Source organism: Bifidobacterium saimiriisciurei (assembly GCF_010667655.1).
In the GTDB taxonomy this organism is placed as follows: Bacteria; Actinomycetota; Actinomycetes; order Actinomycetales; family Bifidobacteriaceae; genus Galliscardovia; species Galliscardovia saimiriisciurei.
Genome location: NZ_WHZU01000015.1, coordinates 1 through 23,646, shown reverse-complemented (window position 1 = coordinate 23,646; position 23,646 = coordinate 1). Strand labels below are relative to the sequence as shown.

At 65.5% G+C, this 23,646-nt stretch carries 10 protein-coding genes; 2 read left to right on the top strand and 8 right to left on the bottom strand.

The features are described from left to right. Positions 1–183 precede the first annotated feature (183 nt). Positions 184–1,395, top strand: a complete 1,212-nt coding sequence (locus tag GFD18_RS08855) for a CdaR family transcriptional regulator (protein WP_163228274.1) — start codon at positions 184–186, stop codon at positions 1,393–1,395. Positions 1,396–1,564: 169 nt separating this feature from the next. Here GFD18_RS08855 and GFD18_RS08850 read toward each other — a convergent pair whose 3' ends face one another. The 6 genes from GFD18_RS08850 to GFD18_RS08825 all read right to left on the bottom strand — a co-directional run bounded on the left by GFD18_RS08850 (position 1,565) and on the right by GFD18_RS08825 (position 18,452). Beyond that, complete coding sequence (locus GFD18_RS08850) at positions 1,565–9,625, bottom strand: leucine-rich repeat protein (RefSeq protein WP_163198671.1); 8,061 nt, start codon at positions 9,623–9,625, stop codon at positions 1,565–1,567. Positions 9,626–10,166: 541 nt separating this feature from the next. After that, complete coding sequence (gene ilvC / locus GFD18_RS08845) at positions 10,167–11,219, bottom strand: ketol-acid reductoisomerase (protein ID WP_100510293.1); 1,053 nt, start codon at positions 11,217–11,219, stop codon at positions 10,167–10,169. Between the two features lie 482 nt (positions 11,220–11,701). Continuing rightward, complete coding sequence (gene ilvC / locus GFD18_RS08840) at positions 11,702–12,754, bottom strand: ketol-acid reductoisomerase (RefSeq protein ID WP_100510294.1); 1,053 nt, start codon at positions 12,752–12,754, stop codon at positions 11,702–11,704. Between the two features lie 447 nt (positions 12,755–13,201). Further along, a complete protein-coding gene (locus GFD18_RS08835) occupies positions 13,202–14,554 on the bottom strand; it encodes an MFS transporter (RefSeq protein ID WP_163198674.1) in 1,353 nt (450 codons plus the stop codon). 762 nt (positions 14,555–15,316) lie between these two features. Then, positions 15,317–16,462 (bottom strand): LacI family DNA-binding transcriptional regulator, encoded by a 1,146-nt coding sequence (locus GFD18_RS08830; RefSeq protein WP_163198677.1) that lies wholly within the window; start codon positions 16,460–16,462, stop codon positions 15,317–15,319. Positions 16,463–16,574: 112 nt separating this feature from the next. Continuing rightward, a complete protein-coding gene (locus GFD18_RS08825) occupies positions 16,575–18,452 on the bottom strand; it encodes a glycoside hydrolase family 13 protein (protein ID WP_163198680.1) in 1,878 nt (625 codons plus the stop codon). A gap of 325 nt (positions 18,453–18,777) precedes the next feature. Between GFD18_RS08825 and GFD18_RS08820 the strand changes: the two genes are divergently transcribed. Continuing rightward, positions 18,778–20,403: a hypothetical protein gene (locus GFD18_RS08820; RefSeq protein ID WP_163198683.1), complete on the top strand. Its 1,626-nt coding sequence runs from the start codon at positions 18,778–18,780 to the stop codon at positions 20,401–20,403. 228 nt (positions 20,404–20,631) lie between these two features. Here GFD18_RS08820 and GFD18_RS08815 read toward each other — a convergent pair whose 3' ends face one another. Beyond that, entirely contained in the window at positions 20,632–21,399 is a 768-nt protein-coding gene (locus tag GFD18_RS08815) for a sulfite exporter TauE/SafE family protein (RefSeq protein WP_225433024.1), read from the bottom strand. A gap of 733 nt (positions 21,400–22,132) precedes the next feature. After that, complete coding sequence (locus GFD18_RS08810; protein ID WP_100510301.1) at positions 22,133–23,584, bottom strand: MFS transporter; 1,452 nt, start codon at positions 23,582–23,584, stop codon at positions 22,133–22,135. Between the last annotated feature and the right edge of the window lie 62 nt (positions 23,585–23,646).

The window sequence follows — 23,646 nt, the reverse complement described above, 5'->3', positions numbered from 1 at the left end:
TATCTCCTTTGATTACGTGGTATATGGACCAATGCTTTCGATAACGATTGATCTTGATGCTTCCATTTTCCAAGGAAAGCCGCCTGTTTTCCATATCCTCCGGAACGGAAAGATTGGCATGGCAGACGCCTCAAAATAGTACTGGTAACAGACAGCTGTGGAGATGTCGTCTATACTGACGTTATGAACATCGATTCCCGCATCGCGCAGACCATCGTGGAGAATCTCAAGAACATCATTCGCCACGACATCAACTTCTTCTCCCCCGACGGCGTCATGATCGCCAGCACCGATCCGGCCCGCATCGGCTCGCGCCACGATGCGGCGCGCCTCGCGGCGACGGAGCGATGCACCATCGCCGTGGACGCCGACAACCAGTTCGAGGGCGCGAGGCACGGCATCAACGCCCCCGTGATGCTGGGCGACGACGTGGCCGCCGTCATCGGCATCACCGGCGAGCGCGCCGAAGTGGAGCCGTTCGGCGAGGTGATCCGCAAGATGACCGAGATCCTGATTCGGGAGAACATGGACCAGATCACCCGATTCGACCGGCGCATGATGGCCGCGAATCTCATCGGCCTGCTGAGTGCGAAGGACCACGACCGCGGTCTGGTCGAGTATCTGGCGACCACGTTGGGCCTCGACATGAAGGCGCCCCATCGCATGGCCGTCGGCCGCTGCACGCAGCAGGACGCCGATCATTCCGGACGCGACGACATCTACGATATTCTCGCCCGGCATCTGTCGGACCGCGAGAACACCGTCTTCGCGGTGTCCGCGCAGGGATTCCAGCTGCTGCTCGGCGAACGGGCCGATAAGGGGAACGCCGACGGCGACGGCAACGGCGGCCATGCCGACGGCGCCGAATCGTCGGACGACGTCACGACCCCCGACGATGGGCAGTCGCCGCACGACACGCTTGAAGCCATCCGGCGGGACATCGAACAGGCGCTCGACCGGCCGATCAGCATCGGCATCGGCGAGCGCGCGCCGACGGCGGACCGGTGCTGGCTCAGCTACAGCCAGGCCCGCACGACCGTCGACTGGCTGCGGTTCACCGGTCAGGCCCGTGTGGCGGACTATGATTCCATCGGCCTCGGCATCGTGGCGTCGGCAGTCGACCGCGATGCGGCGCAGCGGTTCGTGGCCCAGGTGTTCGCCGGGCTTTCCGAGCGGGACATCGACCGCTTCCGCACCACGTTCGAGGTGTACACCCGCCATAACGGCAGCATCAATCGCGCGGCCGACGAGCTGTTCATGCACAAGAACACCCTGCAGAACCATCTCAACAACATGGCGAAACGGACCGGCTACAATCCGCGCGATCTCGCCGACCACGACACGTTGGCGATGGCTTTTCTGCTGCGCGGCCACCTCGCCTTCCGCGCCCAATAGCGGGGAGACGACGGCGGAGACACTGCCGGCGGGGTCCCGTCCGAACCGCAACGTGGAGGCCCGCAGGATATACGAAAGGCCCGGTCCGTGCGGCACCTGATGGGTGCCATACGGACCGGGCCTTTCCCTACCGGGCTGCGCTACCGGACTGTGCTACCGAATCGGCGGATCAGTGGCGTCGTCCGCCACGGCCGCGGTGGCTGCCGTGCGTGCCGGATGCGGCGGAGGCCCCACCGAACCGGCCGAGCGCGGTACCGGCCAGGGCCCGCAGACGGTCGGAACGAAGGGCGACGGCGGCCGCGGAGAGCAGCATCGCCACTGCGGCGAGCGCGGTGACCGCGACGCCGGTGCGGGAGAGCGCGGACGCGCGCTTGCCCGACTGTTCGGCCTGCTTGCCCTTGCCGGCATCGCCGGACTGGACGCCGCCCGCGGACGAACCGGCGTTCGAGGCGGAACCGGAACCGTTCGTCGAACCCGAGCCGTTGCCGTTGCCGCCGGCGCCGCCGGAACCATTGCCGTTGCCGGACTCGGTCTTGTCGGCGGAGGCCGTGAACGCCTTGACGGCGTCCCTGAGCGCATCCTGCGCATGCGCCACCTCGTCGGCGGTGGCCGAGCCATTGTCGAACACCTGCTGCGCCGAGGTGATGGCATCCTGCAGCGCCTTCCACGCCTCATCGGTCTTCTTGCCCTGCTCAAGCGCCTTCGCGGCGGCGATGTCGTCGCGCAGGCCCGACTTGTCGACCGTGGCCGGCTTGTCGGCGGAGTTCTTGAACGCGGCGACCGCGGCGTTCAGCGCATCGACGGCGGCGGTCACGTCGGCGTCCTTGGCCGAATCGGAGTCGGCGACCTTCTGCGCGGCGGCGATGGCATCCTGCAGCGTCTTCCACGCCTCGTCGGTCTTCGAACCCTGCTCGAGCGCCTTCGCCGAGGCGATCGCCGCGGTCAGCGCGGACTTGTCGACGCCGGCGCCGGGCGTCACGTCCTTGGCGTTCTCCAGGTCGAAGCGGACGGGGCCGGTGCCGAACGCGCCGGCGTAGCCGTTGATGGTCACGGTGAATCCGTTGAGATCGGCGAGGTCGAAACGCCAGGTGATCACGTTGTCGTAGTCGTCGAGCGAGCCTTCCACGGCCACGGCCGACTTGTCGGTCGCGACACCGTCGCCGATGCCGTCGCCGTAGGTCGGCGCCTTGCCGAAGCCGGCGGACGAGCCCGTGGTGATCAGCGCCTCGTACTTGCCGTCGCGGTACGTCACCCTGGCCGGCTTGAGGCCGGAGAAGGTGCCGTCGGTGTTGTAGAAGTACACCGAGTACTGCTTGGAGTCGTCGAGCTGGATCGGGATCTCGTAGGTGTGGCCTTCGACCGGCGTGGAGCCGTTCGAGGAGCCGTCGTCCGACGCCTTGAACGCGGCGACCGCCTTGTTCAGCGCGTCCGTGGCCTTGCGCACGTCGTCCTGCGAGGCCGAGGCGTTGTCGTAGGCCTTCTGCGCGGCGGCGATGGCGTCCTGCAGCGTCTTCCACGCCTCGTCGGTCTTCGAACCCTGCTCGATCTTCCGCGCGGCGGCGATGGCGTCGCCGAGCGCGGTCCTGTCGACGGCGATTGCGCCGGTCTTGGCGTCGGCCGAGACCGAGTACCAGGTGGCGTCGCGCGTGAAGGCGCGGACGGTCAGGCCGTCGGCGCCGTTCGGCACCGTCCATGAGGCGGTGGAGGCGTCGCTCCAATCCTGCAGGACGGTGGTCTTGCCGGACTTGTCGACGGCGACGAAGCGGTACTGCCTGGCCACGGCCTTGCCGTCGACCTCGTCGACGCCGCCGGCCGCCTTGGCGGCGACGGTCAGCCTGGCGCCGGCGGTGACCTCGCCGTCGACCGTCGCCGTCAGCGTCAGCGGCGTGTACGCCTTGACGCGGTCGGCGCCTACGGCGGCCACCGCGGTCGTGTAGCCGTCGGTGTCGGCCGGCGCGTACACGGTGCCGCTGCCGGCGAGCTTGAGCTTCGCCAGATCGGACGGCACCACGACGACGCTCGGCGTATCGGAGATGTTGATGTTCGTCATGCCCTTGCCGAAGTAGGCGGTCTGCATGCCTTCGGCCATGATGCCGCCGGAGTAGCTGCCGTTGACGCCGCCGCGCACCACGAGGTGCGTCGGGCGGTGGCCCCAGAACTCGTCGGCGATGGACTTCGTCTTGGTGCCGAACTCCACGTACTTCAGGCCTTCGGCGAACAGGAACGACGACTTCGAGCGCTCGAATCCGTCGGGGAAGACGACCTCCTCGAGCGCGTCGGCCGAGTTGAACGAACCGGTCGTCGTGCTCTTGAGGCTGGCCGGCAGCGTCAGCTTCCGCAGCGTGTGGTTGTTGCGGAAGGCCTGCGCGTCGATGGCCACCGTGCCGTCCTTCACCGTGTATTCGGTCGTCGGGTTGCCCGGCGCCGACAGCACGAGATGCAGGCCGTCGGTCTTGTTCTGGTAGAGCACGTTGCCCGTGGCCGAGAACACCGGGTTCCTGTCGGAGACGGTGATCTCCGCCAGCTCGTTGGCGCCGGTGAACACGCCCTCCACGCCGGTCGTGATGCCGGCGCCGAGGTGCACGGACTTCAGCGACGTGATGTTGCTGAACGCGTCGCCGCCGAGGTCGGTGACCGAATCGGGGAAGTCGAGCGACTCGATGGCCGCGGACTGGCCGAACGCGAGCGAGCCGAACGTCTTGAGACGCGCGTATTCGGGCCGCATGTTGAGCTCGGTGAGCACCGGGTCGGAGTAGAACGCGCTGCCGCCGACGGTGACGGTGCCGCCGAGGTCCACGGACTTCAGGCCGGCCATGCTCATGAACGCGGCATGCGAGACGGTCTCGAGGCTCTTCGGCAGCACGACCTCGGTGAGGTTCGTCTGCAGGAACGCGGAATCGCCGACGGTCTTGAGTCCCTCGGTGAAGTTCACGCCCTTCAGCGTGCTGTTGAGGTAGAAGCCGTACGCCGCGATCTCGGTGACCGTCGCGTCGAATCCGGCCGTCGTCTTGGACGGGATCGTGTAGACGCCGTCCTTCGGGCCGGACGCGTTCGCGTTCGGGTAGTCGATGAGCGTGGAGCCGGCCTTGTCGAACAGCACGCCGCCGAAGACGCGGTAGTGCTTCACATCGTCGGATGCGGTGAACGTGGCGAGCTTCGGATCGTTGGTGAACACGCCGATCAGCGCACGGTCGGGGATGTTCCTGCCCAGCGTGACCGAGACCAGCTTCGGCATGTCGCAGAACGCGCCGCTGCCGACCGCGGTGACGGAGTCGGGGATGACGACGTTCCTGCCGTGTGTGCCGGAGAACGCGTTCGCGCCGATGGTCACGAGGCCGTCGTTGAGCACGAAGTCGGCCTTGACGAGGGCGAGCGCGGAGTCGCCGATGGTGCGCAGCGACTTCGGCAGCTCGACGGTGCCGGTGAAGTTCGTGCCGGCGAGCGCGCCGCCGCCGATGGTTTCGAGCTTCTGCGGCCACTGCTTGGTCACGTTGCCTTCGGCGTCGGTGAGCTTGAACTCGCCGAAGCTCAGGTCGGCGTTGAACGCGTTCTCGCCGATCGCCGTGGTGTCGGCGGAGATCGTGACGTCGTACAGCTGCGCGGAGGCGTTGAACGTGTCGGCGGGGATCTCGGTCAGGCTGGCGGGCAGCGTGACGTGGCGCAGCGTGGAGTTGCTGAACACGCTGGTGCCGAGGGTGAAGTCCTTGGCGCCGGCGGGCAGGTTGACGGTGTCGAGCGAGCCGGTCTGGTCGAAGGCCTTGTCGCCGATGTGCTTCAGCTGGCTCGGGTGCTTCTCGTCGTTCTCGAACGTGACCGTGGTGAGCGCGCCGGCGTAGGTGAACGCCTGTGCGCCGATCTTCTCGACGCTGGCCGGCACGGTGATGGTGACGGCCGAGGTCTGGGCGAACGCCTGGTCGGCGATGGCCTTGGTGTTGTTCGGGATGACGATCTCGCGGGCGCTGCCGGTGTAGCCGAGCAGCGTGGTGCCGTCCTTGTCGAAGACGAACTTCGCGAAGTCGCCCGGCTGCACCTTCACGTCCATCGTGGCGGACTTGCCGTCGACGGTGGCGGTGATCCTCGCGGTGCCGACCTGGTCGCCGGCGGTCACGGTCGCCGTCGTGGACGGCTGGCCGGCCTTGGTGGCGACGACGGCGACCTTCTCGTCGGAGCTCGTCCACGAGATCTTCCTGCCGTTGAGGCCCGGGGCGACGATTGCGGTGACGTCGACGCTCCTGCCGGGTTCGACGGTGGCCGAATCCTGCGACATGACGATGCCGGTCTCCTCGGAGACGTCGGCGACGGTGACCTGCGCCGTGGCCCTGACCGATGGGTCGATCTTCGAGGCTGCGGTCACCTCGACGGGCTTGTCGCCGGTCGGGGCGACGGCGGTGAGGTTGCCGTCGGCGTCGACCGTGACCTTGGACTCGTCGGCGCTCGACCAGTCGAGCTCCTTTTCGGTGGAGTCCTCGGGCTGCACGGTGGCGGTGAGCCTGGCCTTCTGGCCGGGGGCGAGCGTGAGGGCGGTCTTCGAGAGGGTGATGCCCGTGGCGGCGACCGGCGTCATGACGGCGTCGGCCTTGGCGCTCGGGTTCACGCCGTAGTCCCATGCGTACAGCGGCACGGAGTTGGGCAGCGAGCCGCCGATCTTCGACGCCGTCCAGGCGGCGGCGATGTCGGAGACCTTCACCTCGAAGTGCCAGGTCCTCGAGCCGTCGGCGTTGGTCGTGTAGTCGTCGCCGGCGAGGATGCGCTTGAAGTAGGCGCCCGTGGTCGGGTCGTGGAAGTCGACGGCGGACAGCCAGCTCGTGTCGGTGGCGTCGAAGGAGAACGTCTTGGCGTCGCCTTCGCCGGCGAGCTTCATGTTCGAGATCTTCGGGCCGGCGGTGTCGAGCGTGACGTTGTACTTGCCGCTCTTCTGCTTCGCGGAGCCGGGGCCGGAGGTGGTGCCGGTCTGCTGGAGCGTGTACGTGCCGTCGGGCAGATTCTTGCCGTTGTCGTCCTTGCCGTCGAAGGCGCCGGCGCCGTTGCCCAGTCGGGCCTCGGCGTAGAGCACGGAGCCGGAGGACACGTTGAGCGTGGACTTCGGCACGTGGTCGTAGCTGTCGCTCTTCACCACGGCGCCCTTGGAGTCGGTGTACTCGTAGTCGAGCCTGTCGACGTTGCGCAGCAGGCCGGTGAGGGGCCAGGCGGCGGTGGGCGAGACGCTGTAGTTCGTGCGGGAGACGACCATCTTCGCCGGGTCGATGTTGTACAGCGGGCCGGCGGTGGCGGATTCGTCGAGCGGGTTCACGCCCAGCGGGACGCCCGTGGTCGGGCTGGCCAGCGCGGTGCCGTAGATGTGGTAGGCGTTGGAGCCCTTGTCCCACAGGGCGGAGTCGAAGACCGGGGCCTTGCTCCAGTCGCCGTAGAAGCCCACGAACGGTGCGGAGAGGTCGGTGCCGTCGGTGGCGGTGTCGCCGGTGGCGCGCAGCCTGGCGAAGCCTTCGACGAATGCGCCGTTCGGCAGGTTCTTGGCCACGTAGTCCTTGAACGCGGCTTCGGCGGTCACGCTTACGGTGAGCTGCGCGGTGCCGCCGGCCGGCACGGTCACGACGCCGGTCCCGGCGTCGTACGTCTTGCCGGAGTAGGCCACGGCGATGCCCTTGCCCGTCCAGTTCCGGTCGGTGTTCTGCAGCAGGCCGTCGGCCACCTGCTCGCTCAGCGCCTGTGCGTCGGGAGCGTAGGTCCGGGCCTTGTCGCCGAGGTTGTGGAGGGTGAGCGTGAAGGAGTACCTGCCGTCGGCGCTTTCGCCGAGGTCGGCCTTCGGACGGGAATCGTCGGATGCGCCGTCGACGGTCAGATAGACCGGCGTCTTGACGGCGGCGGCCGCGTTGGCGACGCCGGCGCCCTGCTGGCGCGGCGAGGCGTACGAATCGCCGGAGGCGACGGGCCTGGCGGTGCTCATGAGCAGCTGCGTGACCATCTTCGCCTTGTCGGCGGCGGAAAGATTCCCGAACTTCGCGTCGTTCTCCACGTATTCGTGGATCTGCGCGGAGATGCCGGCCATCTGCGGGGTGGCCATCGACGTTCCCGACATGTACTCGTACTTGTCGCCGGGCACCGACGACCAGATGTTGCCGCCGGGGGCGGTGATCTCGGGCTTGAGCTTCAGGTCGGGGGTGACTCCCCAGCTGGTGAAGTCGCTCATCGTGTAGTCGGTCGGCGTGGCGGTCGTGCCCTTCTTCAGGGTGATCGTCTTGTTCGCGGCCTTGGCGAGGGCTTCGCCGTCGCGGCCGGAGATGGCGACGACCGGGTAGTTCACCACGGTGCCGTCCTTGATGGCCACGCCGGTGAGCGCGGCGTCGGAGTTGTTGTAGAAGACGACGGCCGCGGCGCCGATGGCGGTGCCCACGTTGAGCAGCTTGTCGGTGAAGGTGAGCGAGTGGCCGTCGGTCGGCTCGGTGCCGCCGCGCTTGACCAGCACGATCTTGCCGGAGAGGTCGAAGTCGTAGGCGTTCGCCAGTCGGGTCTGGTCCTCGCTGGAGCCGATGCCGCCGTCGACGAACTCGTACTTGCCGTCGGCGAGCGTGTGGTCGCCGGTGTAGAAGTCGGGGGTCGTCCGGCCGGTGGACTGGCCGCTGTCGGAGGCGAAGCTCAGCAGGTTGTAGCCGATGGCCTTGCCGTCGGGGCCGAGGAACGCGGACTGCGGCTGCGCGTTGTTCACGCTGGCCACGGAGAACGCGTCGCCGAACGACGACGGCGAGGAGATCACGGAGCTGTCGGGGTCGGAGGCATACGGCAGGTTCTTGCCGGACTGGTTGCCGGCGGCGGCCGTGCCCGCGTTGCCGGCGGCCACGTTCACCGTGGCGCCGCCGTCGCGCAGCGTCTTCATGGCGTCGCCGTACGTGGAGGTGGCCTCGTCGGCGAAGCCGGCGTCGGAGCCGAGCGACATGTTCACCGTGTCCACGCCCAGCGCGGCGGCGTCGTCGATGGCGGCGAGCAGCGCGGAATCGTAGATGCCGCCGGAGAAGTCGTCGGCAACCTTCATCGGAATGATCTGCGCGTTCGGCGCGGTGCCGCGAATCTGGTCGCCGGAGTTGGCGGCGGCGATGCCGGCCACATGCGTGCCGTGCTCCATGCCGTCGAGGTCGCTCGGGGTCACGTCATCGTCGTTGTCGGCGTAGTCGTGGGCGAACGGGATCTTCTCGGAGACGTACTTGCCGTGGCCGAGCCGCTTGATCTTCGCTTCGGCGTCGGCCTTGGTCTCCTTCACCTTCGCGTCGTCGAGGTCGCCCTTGAACGCCTCGTGCGCGGTATCGAGACCGGAGTCGATGATGGCGATGGTCTGGCCGTCGCCCTTCTGCGAGATCCTGTCGGCGGCGGTCATGTCGAGCGACGACTGGTTCTTCAGCGTCGAGGACTTCGCCGTCTGGTCGTTCGGAATGCTGTAGCGGTGCTCCACGAACGCGCGCTTGACTCCCGGCAGGCTCCTGATCTCATCGAGGATGCCGGCCGGAGCCTTCACGGCGAAGCCGTCGATGGCGTGGTAGTAGTCCTGCACGTCCTGCACCTTGGCGCTGGCGGTGTCCGTGGAGTCGCCCGTCGCGGCGGAGGCGTCGGCGGAGTCGGCCTTCGCGGACTTCGCGGCGGACTTCGCGCTCTTGAACGAGAGCGATGAGGTCGCCGGCTGCTGCGCAGCGAGCTCGCGGATGCTGTTCTTGATGGACTCGTGGCGCTTTTCCTTGCTCACGCCGAACAGCGAGCGGAACCACGGCACGCCGGCGGTCGTGTTGTCGAGCTGCACGACGATGGTGACGTTGCCGTCCTTGGACGCGGTGCCGGCGTTATCGCCGCTGCCGGTGTCGTCGCCGACGAGCAGCCCCTTGCCGCTCTTGTCCGCGGAGCCCTTCGCCGCCTTCGCGCCGTTCGCGGCGGCGTCGCCGGATTTCGAGCCGCTTTCGGCGGCCTTGCTCGCCGGCGTGAGCAGCGAGTCCTTGGCCGACGCCGACGACGCGCCCTTCGTGGCGGCGTCCGGCTTCGTGTTGTCTGCAGCGGTGCTGTCCGCCGTGGCGTTGCCCGCAGCGGTGGCGGCCGTCGTCTGCACGGCCTGCGTCTGCGATTGCTGCGTCTGTGATTGCTGCGTCTGTGCATCCTCCGGCACGGCGAACGCCATGTTGGCGGGCAACAGCATGATGCCCGCCACGGCGAAGGCCACACCCGATCGCAGCACACCAGTGCGCCGAGAAACCATCAGGTTCTTCCCCTCGTTCCGTCGATGTCGCACGTCGTCCTCGCAGACGCGATACCGTCGTCATCTTCCAACCGATGCCGCAGGCCATCAACGCGCCGCGATTGCGACGCACATGGGCATACGACGCACTAACCCCGTCGCACGCCGTTGTCCATCGAAACCAAAATTGCAGGGACACCATAACGGTACGAAAAATCAAAAAACAAGTCTTGATTTTATGAATTCTATGCGGTATATTGCATAAATTTTTCCTGACGGAACCGCCGACGCATCCACCCCTCAACCACGCTTGACAAGCGTTCACACCCCCATGATTGCAACGCTGAATATATCTACGTCAAACGATTCACCTTCGCCGGACCATACGTTCATATGCACGCGGCTATACGCACCATTGCATAATCGGCCGACGCAAAACCGCCGCCTCCGAACGAATCGGAAGGCGGCGGTTTTCAATCGCGCCTGGTCAGTGGGCAAGCCCACTGCACCGCTTTTTCAGTCGGTGATAGATCACTGCCGGCGCCGATCGGTCAGCGATAAATCACTGCACCTGGGCGCGGGCGATCTTGCCGGTGAAGGAGTTGGCCTCGTCGGCGTCCTTCACGGCGTCCTTGTTCCAGGAGAACATGGCGCGCAGCTTCGGGCCGACGGTCTCGATGCGCTCGTTGGAGTACTTCTCCTGCAGCTCCTTGAAGTGCGGGGCGCCGGCGTCCTGGTCGTCGATGAACTCCTTGGCGAAGGAACCGTCCTGGATGCGGCCCAGGTGGTACTCCATGCGCTTGCGGCAGTCCTCGTTGATGACGGTGTTGGTGTAGTCGCCGTACTGGGCGGTGTCGGAGCAGGACCAACGGGCCTTGTTCAGACCACCCTCGTTCATGAGGTCGACGAGCATCTTCAGCTCGTGGCAGACCTCGAAGTAGGCGATCTCCGGCTGGTAGCCGGCATCGGTGAGGACCTCGAAGCCCATCTCGACGAGCTTGTTCACGCCGCCCATGAGCACGTTCTGCTCGCCGAAGAGATCGGTCTCGGTCTCTTCCTTGAACGTGGTCTTGATGGCGCCGGCGCGCAGGGCGCCGAGGGCCTTGGCGTAGGCGAGGGTCAGAGCCCAGCCGTCGCCACGCGGATCCTGCTCGACGGCCACCACGACCGGGACGCCACGGCCGGCGGCGTACTCACGACGCACGATGTGGCCCGGGCCCTTCGGGGCGACCATGAAGACCGGGTGGTCGGCGGTCGGCTTGATGTAGCCGTAGTGGATGTTGAAGCCGTGGGCGAAGGCGACGGCGGCGCCTTCCTTGATGTTGGGCTCGATGTCGTTGGCCCAGATCGTACGCTGGTACTGATCGGGGGCGAGGATCATGATGACATCGGCTTCGGCGGAAGCCTCGGCCACGGACTTGACCTCGAGGCCCTGCTCCTTGGCGAACTGGACCGACTTGGAGGTCGGACGCAGGCCGACGACCACGTCGACGCCGGAGTCGCGCAGGTTCAGCGCGTGGGCGTGACCCTGGGAACCGTAGCCGATGATGGCAACCTTCTTGCCGGCGAGGACGGAGAGATCGCCGTCGTTTTCGTACCAGATCTGTGCAGCCATGTAAGCACTCCTTAACTACTGCGAATGTTGTTGTGGTTGCGCATAAGCGCCGCGCGTAATGCGCGTGGTGTCCGATGCCTGGACGCTCGCCGGCCCATTCACCCGCGTGGCGTGCACACCCCGCGCAACGATCATGAACCGCTCGATCGTCCACTCAGACGAGCTCATCTGAGGATTTTGTCCTGCAAACTGCCCACCATCCTACCGATAATGTCGCTTCCGTCACATCGGCGTCCACAACGTGGGCGCTTCCTTGAGTCGGCACAGCTCAACCTGCATCGTTTGACCCCGATTGGGGAGACATCCCGTTCATTCCCCGCATGAACGCCCGGATACGCCGGCATCCTATGACGCCGACGCAGGGCGGGAATCCACGAATAAAAAAAACCGCCGCCCCGAATGAATCGGGAGCGGCGGTTTTCTACGCTATCGAAACGTCGGTCAGCGATAAATCACTGGCAGTGCCATCGGTCAGTGATAAATCACTGAACCTGGGTACGAGCGATCTTGCCGTTGAAGGACTCAGCCTCGTCGGCGTCCTTGGCCGGACCGTTGTTCCAGGAGAACATGGCGCGCAGCTTCGGGCCAACGGTCTCCAGGTGCGGGTGGGAGAACTCCTCCTGCAGCTTCTTGAACTTCGGGGCGCCGGCGGCCTGGTCATCCATGAACTCCTTGGCGAAGGAGCCGTCCTGGATGCGCTTGAGCTGGTACTGCATGCGCTTCTTGGTCTCCTCGGTGATGACCGTGGAGGTGTAGTCGCCGTACTGGGCGGTGTCGGAGCAGGACCAACGGGCCTTGTTCAGACCACCCTCGTTGGCGAGGTCGACCAGCATCTTCAGCTCGTGGAACACCTCGAAGTAGGCGATCTCCGGCTGGTAGCCGGCCTCGGTCAGCACGTCGAAGCCGAGGTCGCACAGGTGGTTGATGCCGCCCATGAGGACGTCCTGCTCGCCGAACAGATCGGTCTCGGTCTCTTCGGTGAAGGTCGTCTTGATGGCGCCGGCGCGCAGGGCGCCGAGGGCCTTGGCGTAAGCCAGGGTGATGGCCCAGCCGTCACCGCGAGGATCCTGCTCGACGGCCACCACGACCGGGACGCCACGGCCGGCGGCGTACTCACGACGCACGATGTGGCCCGGGCCCTTCGGGGCGACCATGAACACGGGGTGATCCTCGGACGGCTTGATGTAGCCGTAGTGGATGTTGAAGCCGTGGGCGAAGGCCAGGGCGGCGCCCGGCTTCAGGTTCGGCTCGACGTCCTTCTTGTACACGGCGGCCTGGTACTGGTCAGGCAGCAGGATCATGACGATGTCGGCCTCGGCGACGGCCTCCGGCACGGACTTGACCTCGAGGCCCTGCTCCTTGGCGAACTCGACGGACTTGGAGGTCGGACGAAGGCCGACGACCACGTCGACGCCGGAGTCGCGCAGGTTCAGCGCGTGGGCGTGACCCTGGGAACCGTAGCCGAGGATGGCCACCTTCTTGCCTTCGAGCACGGACAGATCGGCGTCCTTCTCGTACCAGATAGTTGCTGCCATGATTGGCACTCCTTTATATTGGTTTGGTGATTGCCGAGCGATTGGACGTCCGGCAATCGGGTGAGATTGCTGACGGCCTTCGGCGAGAAGGATTGTGTCCTAGACGTTGAAAGTCATCTTCACTAGGGGCTATTTCTAGTCCTCCAGCGTACGACGCGGAAGTCCGCGTCCAAATATTGGATATTCAATTTTCGTATCGCGGATGGCGGTCTTTCGGCCGCCGAATCCGCATTGTGTTCATTCGACCATCATCGGATGAACAGCAGCTGAATTTCACCAAAGAGCCCGGTGAAATTAGCCGATGACAAACCTCAGAACAGCGACATCACTTCGTGAAGTCGACGTTATTGGCTGAGGCTTCTCAATGGGAACAGTCCAGTGGACTGTTCCCGAAGCCGATGCGAGCGCGAGTCATCGAGCGCGAGGCTGAGACTTAGAACGGAGACTTCACTTCGTGAAGTCGACGTTCTTAGTCTCATGGCAGCTCAGCACTGCGACGAGGCAGCACACGGCCATGACGCCGAGGTAGAGACCCACCGAGTGCACGCCGAAGTGGCTGGACAGCCAGGTGGCGATGGTCGGCACGAAGGCGGCGCCGACGATGGCGGCGAGGTTGTAGCCGATGCCGGAGCCGGAGTAGCGCACGTTGGCGTCGAACAGCTCGGGCAGGAAGGCGCCGATCGGGCCGAAGGCGGTGCCCATCAGGGCGAAGCCGACGCACAGGAACACCATGTTGGCGAAGAAGTTGCGCTGGCCGACGATCTGGCCGTTCAGCAGGAACGGGAACAGGGCGGCGAACACGACGAGCAGCACGGAGGAGGTGATGATCACGCGCTTACGGCCGAACTTGTCGGCGTTCACGCAGGAGATCACGATGAAGGCGGCGAACACGCAGATGGCGATCATCAGCATGAGCAGGTACTCCTGGTTGGTGAAGCCGAGGCCGCCGCCGCCCTCGCCCTGGGCCTTGGTACCCCAGGCGAGCGACCAGGTGGCGAGCGTGTAGAACAGCGTGTAGGTGACGGCGACGAGGAACGTGGCCTGCAGGACCTGGACCCAGCTCTTGCGGAACACCTCGACGATCGGGGCCTTGACGACCTGCTTCTTCTCCTGGGCCATGCGGAAGATCGGGGTCTCCTCCATGTGGACTCGCACGACGAGGCCGATGATCACGAGGACGGCGCTCAGCAGGAACGGAACACGCCAGCCCCAGGCCAGCATGGCGGCGGAGTCGTTGAAGGATTCAAGCACGAAGTAGGTGCCGTTGGAGAGGAAGAAGCCGATCGGGGCGCCGAGCTCCGGGAAGGAGCCGTAGAGGGCGCGCTTGTTCTCGGGCGCGTTCTCGGTGGCGACCAGTGCGGCGCCGGACCATTCGCCGCCCAGGCCGATGCCCTGCACGAAGCGCAGCAGGCAGAGGATGGCGACCGCGGCGATGCCCCAGGTGTTGTAGGTCGGCAGGCAGCCGATGAGGAAGGTGCCGACGCCCATGGTCATCAGGGAGACGACCAGCGTGGTCTTGCGGCCCATGCGATCGCCGAAGTGGCCGAACACCAGCGAGCCGAGCGGGCGGGCGATGAAGGCGATGGCGAAGGTGAGCAGGCTCATCAGCAGGGCGACCGTCGGGTTCGCCTTGTCGGAGAAGAAGATGTGCGGGAAGTAGTTCGCAGCGGCGGTGCCGTATGCGTAGAAGTCGTAGAACTCGATGGCCGTGCCGACCATGGAGGCGGCGATGACGGTCTTGACGGAGTCACGCGCCATCGTCTTGAGTTTGCTATCAGTCGTAGCCTCGACTGCTGTCATTTCTCTAATCTCCTGTGTAGTCCGTGAATCTTCTGTTCGGGGGCCAACGGTTTCTCTCTGCAAGCGGCCGTCCGTCCGATTCCCGGGTTTCTCAGTTTCTTGAGTTGTTTTCCGCCGTTCGTTTTTTCATTACGTGTATCGGGTTGCGATCGTGCGACATGAAAAAAGCCCCGCTTTTGGCAGGGCTCAAAACTGGATTTTGTCTGTTCCGAACCCCGCCGCGTTGACGGGATCGAACAGTGAAAATGTCGAATCAGTCCGCCAACGAAGACGGAATAATAATTCGGCCGGACACAGCGGCGCTTTCAGCGGTAAGTGCAGCGGTCATTCCGTTCATCTTGGCGAACCTCCTTTCGGCGTCATACATCTTTGCGGGCCGTTCGACCCGAACCACTGTGAAAGATAGGCGCGGCCGCAGGCACACACAATGAGAGGGTCACTATGTGGACACATCGGTGTTCATGTTACGAACGGCGTGCATGCGCGGCGCTTTTGCTCCCAACGTATAGGAACCGAGCGCACCCGCGTTCCCATCCGTCGTATACGCCACGACCAATGGGAATCGGGGCGCCACCTACGTTCCCTTCCGTTGGGTGGCGCGCAACGGAAGGGAATCCGAGACGAGACACCGTTCCTATCGGTCGCATACATCACAACGAATAGGAACCGAAGGCGCGGCTACGTTCCCGTCCGTCGCATGTCGCCCAACGGATAGGAACCGAAAGGTGCGTTCGGTTCCCGTCGGTTGCGGATTCCCCGCGATCAGCGCGTGGTTTCGCCGTCGACGAGGGCGACGGGGACGAGACCGGCGGCGTCGGAGGCGACGGCGGCGGCAGACGCCGAATCGGCATCGCCAGCTGCGTCGGGCCCGGCATGCCCCTCCCCCATGGCCGCCATCATGGCGACGGCGAGCCGGTCGGCGATGGCGTCGATATCCTGACGGACCGTGGTGATGCGACGACCGGCGAGCGCGGTGACGGGAGTGCCGTCGTAGGCGATGATCTGCAGATCGTCGGGGATGCGACGGCCGCGGGCGATGGCGAGGCGCACGCAATGGGCGGCTGCCAGATCGGGCGCGATGATGGCGTCGGCGTCGGGGAACCGTCGGAACGCCTCCTCGGCGGCCTGTTCGAACAGGTCGAGGTCGCTGACGTGTTCGATGGTGATGTAGTCGCATCGGACGCCGGCTTCGGCGAGGTCGCGTTCGAAGGTGCGGTGATAGCGCACGGTGGGGAACGTCGTGTCGGCTGGGGATGACGCGGCCGAAGCGGACGCGCGGCCGGCGAGGTCAGAGCCGGCGGAGGCCCCACCGGCCGCAGGCGCGGCGCCATCGGCGCCGGCGAGGTCGTGGAACTGCGAGCGCGGGCCGCCGATCTCGACGACGTGACGCACGCCGGTGTCGATGAACCGCCGTGCGGCGAGATGGCCGCCGGCCTCGTGGTCGGAGCAGACGCTGGGGATGCCGTCGCCGAGGTAGCGGTCGAACGCCACGATGGGCCGGCCGATCGACTGCCAGTAGGCGGGCGGACGGCTGGTGTGCGAGCCGATGATGATGCCGTCCATGGTGTGGCGGCGGAGCATGTCGATGTATTCGGCCTCGCCGCGGTCCTGGTCGGCGGTGGAGCAGAGCATCACGCGCAGTCCGGCCTTGTGCAGCCGTCCTTGGATGGCGGCGGTGAGCTGGGCGAAGAACGGGTGGGCAATGGTGGGGATGGTCACGCCGACGAGGTTCGTGCGGCCCTGCGAGAGACTGCGGGCGAGGTCGTTGGGCACGTAGTCGAGTTCGGCCATGGCCGCTTCGATGCGCTCGCGCGTCTCGTCGGCCACGTAGCCGGTGCCGTTCACCGCCAGCGACACCGTGCTCAGCGATACGCCGGCACGACGCGCCACGTCCCGCATCCCCACCATCGTCGCCTCCTTTGCTCATGTGTTGTTGCGTATCGTATCCGCCCCCGCTGGATGAAACACCCACCGGGCCGTTCATCCAGCGTTCATCCAGCGGGAGCCGAATCACGGCGTCCTACAGCTCGTAGGCGAAGGCCTCCCAGGGGGCGAGCTTGCCGAAGAGCACGTCGGCGGCGGTCTCCTCCTCGGGATAGGTGCTGATGAGGATGCGGTCGGCGCTCACGCCGCCGAGCGTGGTGCCGGCGAGCCCGAGGCCGAGCATGTCGGCGGCCTCGGCGGGGATCTTCGCCGACTCGCTCGACATGTTCACCACGACCACGATCCTGCGCTCGCCCGAGCCGTCGATGCCGCCGCCGACGCCGTCCTCGCGCAGCGTGCGCACGAACGCGTACACCTGCGGGTCGTCGGCGTCGAGCATCCGCCAGTCGCCGGCGGCCACCACCGGGTTCTCGTGCCGCAGCGCGATGAGCTTCTTGTAGAAGTTGTACACGGAGTCGGGGTCGCGCTTCTCCTTCTTGGCGTTCACCACGTCGCGGTTCTCGTTGACGGGCAGCCACGGGGCGGTGGGCGCGTAGGGCGCGGTGAATCCGGCGTACTTGGTGGCGTCCCACTGCATGGGCGTGCGGGCGTTGTCGCGGCTGATGGCCTTGAGCGAGGCCATCATCTCGTCCGGGGTCATCACGCCGGCCTCGGTGAGCTGATGGTACATGTTGATGGATTCGAGGTCCTGGTACTGGTCGAGCGAGTCGAAGTAGGCGTTGGTCATGCCGAGCTCCTCGCCCTCGTACACGTACGGGGTGCCGCGGTGCATGTGCAGCAGCAGGGCGATGGCCTTGGCGGAGCGGGCGCGCAGCTCGTCGGTGGAGTCGTCTCCCCAGCGGGAGACCACGCGCGGCTGGTCGTGGTTGTTGAAGAACAGGCTGGTCCAGCCGGTCTCCTTCACCGCGGCCTGATGCCCGGAGAGGCAGTGCTTGAGGTGCGTGAGCTTCCACGGCGCGGCCGTCCACTTGGACTGACCGCCGCCCGGCTCCACATGGTCGAAGAGGAACAGCATGTCGAGCTCGCGGTTGGCGGGGTCGGTGATGTGCTGGTTGCGTTCGGGCGTGATGCCGGGCGCCTCGCCCACGGTGATGGTGCCTTCGCGCCCGTCGAACACCTCGCGGTGCATTTCGGCGAGGAACTCGTCCTGCCTCGGTCCGTCGGCGCAGAACGGGTTGGGGCTGGAGTAGCCGTCCTCCCCCACCGGTCCGGAGGATTCGGTGTTCGCGCCCACGCCCGGCAGTTCGCCGTTGGCGTCCACATGCTTGGAGATCAGCGTGATCACGTCCATGCGGAATCCGTCGATGCCGCGGTCGAGCCACCAGTTCATCATCTTGTACACGGCGGCGCGAACCTCGGGGTTCTCCCAGTTGAGGTCGGGCTGCTTCTTCGAGAACTGGTGCAGGTAGTATTCGCCGCGCTTCGGGTCGTATTCCCATGCGGAGCCGCCGAAGTACGAGCCCCACTGGTTCGGTTCCGCACCCGGCGTCCCCGGCTCGTGCCCTTCCTTGGCCGGACGCCACCAGTACCAGTCGGCGTGCGGGTCGTTCTTGTCGCGCGAGGCCTGGAACCACGCGTGCTCGTCGGACGTGTGGTTCACCACGAGGTCCATCACGACCTTGATGCCGCGGCTGTGCGCCTCCTCCAGCAGCTCGTCCATGTCGTCGAGCGTGCCGAACATCGGGTCGATGTCCTGGTAGTCGCTGATGTCGTAGCCGTTGTCGTCCTGCGGCGACTTGTACACCGGCGACAGCCAGATCACGTCCACGCCGAGGTCGGCGAGATAGTCGAGCCGCGACGTGATGCCCGGAATGTCGCCGTATCCGTCGCCGTTCGTGTCCTGGAAGCTGCGCGGATAGATCTGGTACACCACCGCGTTCGACCACCACGGGTTCGGCGTCGCGCCGTTGGTGTGAATCGTGTCGGGGAGCGCCGCGCGCTGTTCGGTCGTCATATGCATCCTCCTTGATTGCCCGGAAACCCGGTCACACGGAAACCGGGAATCGGGAACATGACCGCCGGAAACCGTAATCTCCGCCAATTTTACCGTTCAAGCGGTCTTTTCCGGCGTTCCACCGGCCGTTGTCATGGGCGAATCATGCGTCGCGGACGTCCGTCTTACGACGTCCGCACCGCGAAATCCGCGAAATACCAAGGGCGTTGAGATTGCGCGGCGTCCACGCCTTTTCCCGCAATGCGAACACCCACAACTCGCATATTCCACGTCCCGCCAAGACCTCCTATGATGTGCTTGAGGCAATACGACCGGGGAGTGAAAGATGACCGATACGAACAGCGGCAAGGCCGGCGGCAAGCCGGCGAAGAACGACGAAAAGTCGTTGTTTGACGACGAATTCACGGCGGCGAATCTGGCGGCGTCGAATCTTCGCATCGACGACGAGGGCAACATCGTCGAGTCGAAGTGGGACATCCCCACGCTGTCGTTCCCTGCTTTCGATGAGGACGCCGGCACGACGCCGAAAGCATCGGCATCGGGCGTGACGACGCCGGCCGATGCCGGCACGGCCGCGTCGCCGATGACGGCCGGCGCATCGGCACCGGCATCTGCGGCGGCCGAGGCGGCCATAGACCCCGCCCATGCACTTGAAGACACCGCATCCATTCCGCCGGTCGAGGAAAGGGTGACGGCGCTGCGCGACGCATTGCAGACCATCCGGCCGGCGAGCGCGACGGCCGGCGCCACGAACGGCGCGGCATCAACCACGTCCGCCGTTTCCACGACGCCGGCAGCCGCCGCGGCGTCGGAGGCGACCACGGCGATGCCGTCCATCATGCCGGATACGCCTGCGGACGCGGCGGCCGCCGAAGACGGCGCCACGGTGGTGATGCCGTCGGCAGGCATCGCCGCAGGCGCGGGCACCAACGCAGACGCGCAGCCGGCCGCGGTCAAGCCGCCGACCACTGCTGACGCCGCCACCGTCGTCGCCCCTGCAACGGCCTCGGCCGCCGGCGCGAATGCGAACGGCCAGGCCGCGAAGCCGGCGCAGCACCATACGACGCACGGCGCTTCGGCCAAGGCGAAGAAGCAACTCCGTATGATTGCCATCGCCGCGGTCGTCGTCATCGTGCTGGCGGTCGCCGGATTCGCGGTGTGGAAGCACGTCAGCGACAACAAGGCGCATGCCGACGCCATGGAGACGTGCTCGCAATCGGTCACCGACTACAACAACGCGCGCAAGAAGCTGGATGCGACCATCAAGAACGCGCAGGGCAAGCTGCCGTCCGACACCACGGGCGCCGGCACCGCCACGACGACGCTGCAGCAGCGGCTGAACACGGCGAAGGCCAAAGACGCGGACGGCCGCGAATGCGCCTCCACCATGCCCACCGCGCAGCTGGAGGCCAACGGCAAGGTGAACCAGAAGCTGGCCTCGTCGTTCACGACGGCCACCGAAAACCTCACCAAGGCCGTGAAGGCGTTCGAAAAGGCGCAGTCCTCCGCCGAAAGCGGCACGGGCACCTCGGGCTCGCAGTCCGGTTCGGGCTCGGGCACGTACTCCAACGGATACTCCAACGGATACAAGAGCTACGGCAATTCGTACGGCAACAACTACTCCAACGGCTACGGCAACAGCTACTCGAACAACTCGTACGGCAACGGGTACTCGAACAACAGCTATGGCAACGGCTACCAGTACGGCACGAACGGCTACGGCAACGGGCAGTACTCCAACGGCACCAATGGCAACGGAACCGACAGCAAGACCACGACCAACAACGGCGGCGACAGCACCAAGACCGACACCGATAAGACCACAACCGGCAACGGCGGCGACAAGACCAGCACAGACACCGGCAACAAAACCGGCAACGGCGGCTCCGGCAGCGCCAACACCGGCAGCACCGGCACAGGAACGGGAACGGGAACAGGCACCGGCAAGTAGTCAACGCACCGCATGGAGCACTTGGCCCCATGCCCCCGAGTGCTCCATGCACGCCACAGACCAAGAGCCGTCACACGGGCATCGAATCCAACCCATGTGACGGCTCTTTCACATCACCAGACAACACCACACAACCAGCCATGAGACATCGCGCGCCACATGGGCCGTCTGGTCGGCATCGACCGGCATTGCATCCAGCCCATGCGACGGCCACGGACCCCGCGCCTACTACCGCATCAGGCGTTCGCGCAGTCCCGGCGTGATCTTCACGGCGGTCCACAGGCTGCGCACGAGCAGCACGCCAAGATACGCGGCGAACAGGTTCGCACCCATGCGCGGCGACACCCATCCGGCCACGATCGTGCCGAACGGCGCCACGATCGCCGCGGTGATGCCGATGGCCAGTCCGTTGCGCAGATGCACCAGTTTGCGCTTCATGTTCGCCACGGTTCCGGCGATGGAGCTGGGGAACATGGCCAGCAGCGACGTGCCGCGCGCGATCAGGTCGCTCGCGCCGAACAGCACCGAGAGCGACGGCACCATCACCGCGCCGCCGCCGATGCCGAGCAGGCCGGCGAGCGTGCCGATGCCCACGCCGAGCAACGCCAGCAGCGCACCGGTCGCGATGGTCATATGAATCACATGGTCGCGCGACGGCGTGAACACGATCTGCGAGAGAATCACGAACACCAGGAACACCACGAACACCCAGCGCAACACGACCTCCGGCAGTCGCGACAGCAGCCAGCTGCCGATCTGCGCCCCGACGACCATGCCGCATGCCAGCAGCAGCGCGGCGATCCAATCCACGTCGCCGCCGGTGGCGTACGAGATCACGCCGGTGATGGACGTCGGGATGATGGCCGCCAGCGACGTCGCCGCCGCATGACGCTGCGAAAGCCCCAGAAACACCAGCGCGGGCACGATCACCGTGCCGCCGCCGATGCCGAACAGTCCCGAAAGAAAACCGGAAAGGATGCCCACGCCGATGAGCATGGCCCACACGTGGCTCGCCGGACGCCCCTCCCCCAGGGTCGCCGAGCCTTCGCCGCTGTAGGCGGGCCCGTTCACGCCACGCACGGCGCCGTGCCCACGGCCCGCGGCGTCATTCGCGCGTCCGTCGCTATGCTCGTTATGAGCCGCATGGCCGTCCACGCGAGCCTCATCACCGTCCGCACGGTCATTCGCCGCCGCGGATGCAAGGTTCTGTTTCGTCATATCGTCATTCACGTCGGTCACTTTACTCCCCGCCGACATCCGAAGATGGGGCATCGACCATCAATATTTGATGGATTACGTCGGTTTTTGTCGAAAACGAGCAGTAATCCATCGGAATTCCATAGGATTCCATGGATTACGTTGCAAATCCACGAAAATCACGCGCAGTCCATCGACCAATTGATATTCCGACGGAAGAAACCGCATGATTGCAACGTTTTGAAAATCACATGACGGCAGCTTCGATGGACTACGACGCATTTCCCCCGTTTTTGCAATCCAATCCATCGATATCACGCCGAAAACGATGGACCGCGTCGCATATCCGTAAATATGCGACGCGGTCCATTGAAACTACGAGTAACTACGAGTCACAGGGTAAATAAAGGCAGAATATCATCCGTCGAATCGCACCGAATCGTGCGGCACGTCACGCAATCGGCGTCGGAACGCCACAGGCGTCACGCACCGCACGATGATTAATAATCACCGGACGACGAGCACCGTCGAATCACGCGGCGGCGTCGGCGATGGCGCGGCGCTTGGCGAGCTCGGCGCGGATGAACGGCTCGTTCTTCTCGAAGTGACGGTAGCCGAGCATGATCACGATCACGACGGCGTACACGATCACCGGCAGCCAGATGAAGCAGAACTGGATGGCGTTCAGGGCCTCGGGGGTCTGCGTCTGGTTGGCGACGTAGCCGGCGGCGGCCATGATCTTCGACGGGATCAGGTTGCCGAGGCCGGAACCGAACTGGATGCAGAAGGAAGCGCCGACGGCGGACAGCAGGCCGGCCGCGCGGATGCCGTTCTTGTATTCGCCGTAGTCGACCGTGTCGGCGAGCATGGCGAACGGCATGGCGAGCGCCATGGCGGCGCCGAGGATGGAGATGGCCCAGAACACGACGAACAGGGCGAAGCTGTGCGACGCGGTGAGCAGCAGCAGCTGGCCGATGATGGCCATGACCATGCCGAGGATCATGGTGTCGGTCTTGCCGGCCTTGCCGAACTTCTTGGAGATGACGGGGATGAGGAACGTGGTGATCAGACCGAGGATCTGCATGCCGTTGAGGATGGTGGCGAGGTTCTCGTTGTTCAGGTTGTACTTGGCGTAGTACACGGCCACGGACATGCGGTCCTCCTGGGCGATCCAGAAGATGACGAACGCGACGATGAGGATGATCCACGGCCAGTTGCCCTTGATGGCGTGCAGGCTCTCCTTGAACGGCAGCGGGTTCTGGGTCTTCGGATCGTAGTTGTGCTCCTTGATGTTCCTGAAGGCCCACAGCAGCAGGGCGATGGCGATCACGCCGTACAGCGCAAACGTGAACATGAAGCCGACCTTCTGGTTGGAGGCGCCGGTGAGCGCCTTGCCGGCCCAGTTGACCAGCGGGATCGTGCAGACGGCGGTGATGAACGTGCCGAACAGGCCGCCGGACAGGCGGAACGTGTTGGCCTTCACGCGCTCGGCCGGGTCGGGCGTGAGGTTGGAGAGGATGGCCGTAATCGGCGTCTGGATGCCGGTGTACACGAGGCCGGCGGCCAGGATGTAGGTGACGGCGGCGTACACGGCCTTGCCCATCGGGGGCAGGTTCGGCGCGGTGAACGCGAGGAACACGGTGATGGCGAACGGCACGCACATCCACAGGAAGAACGGACGGCTCTGGCCCCACTTGGTCTTGGTGTGGTCCACGATGGAGCCCCACACCGGGGCGGAGATGCAGTCGCCGATACGGGCGATGAGGAGGATCCAGCCGGCTGCGGCGGCGGTGATGCCGAACACGTCGGTGTAGAAGAACATGATGTAGGTGCCGAGCGAGGAGTACAGCAGGTTTCCTGCCATATCGGTGCTCAGATACGCGACCTTCTCGCGGACGGGCAGCACCCCGTCGAATTTCTTTCCAGTAACGGTGCCGTGGACCGCGCTCGTCGCGGCGCTGGCATTCCTCGTTGTAGCCGACATTGGTTGTCGCCCCTTTGCTTTGTTTGTCCTCTGTTGCGGCGTCATGCGCATCGTGCGCGCCC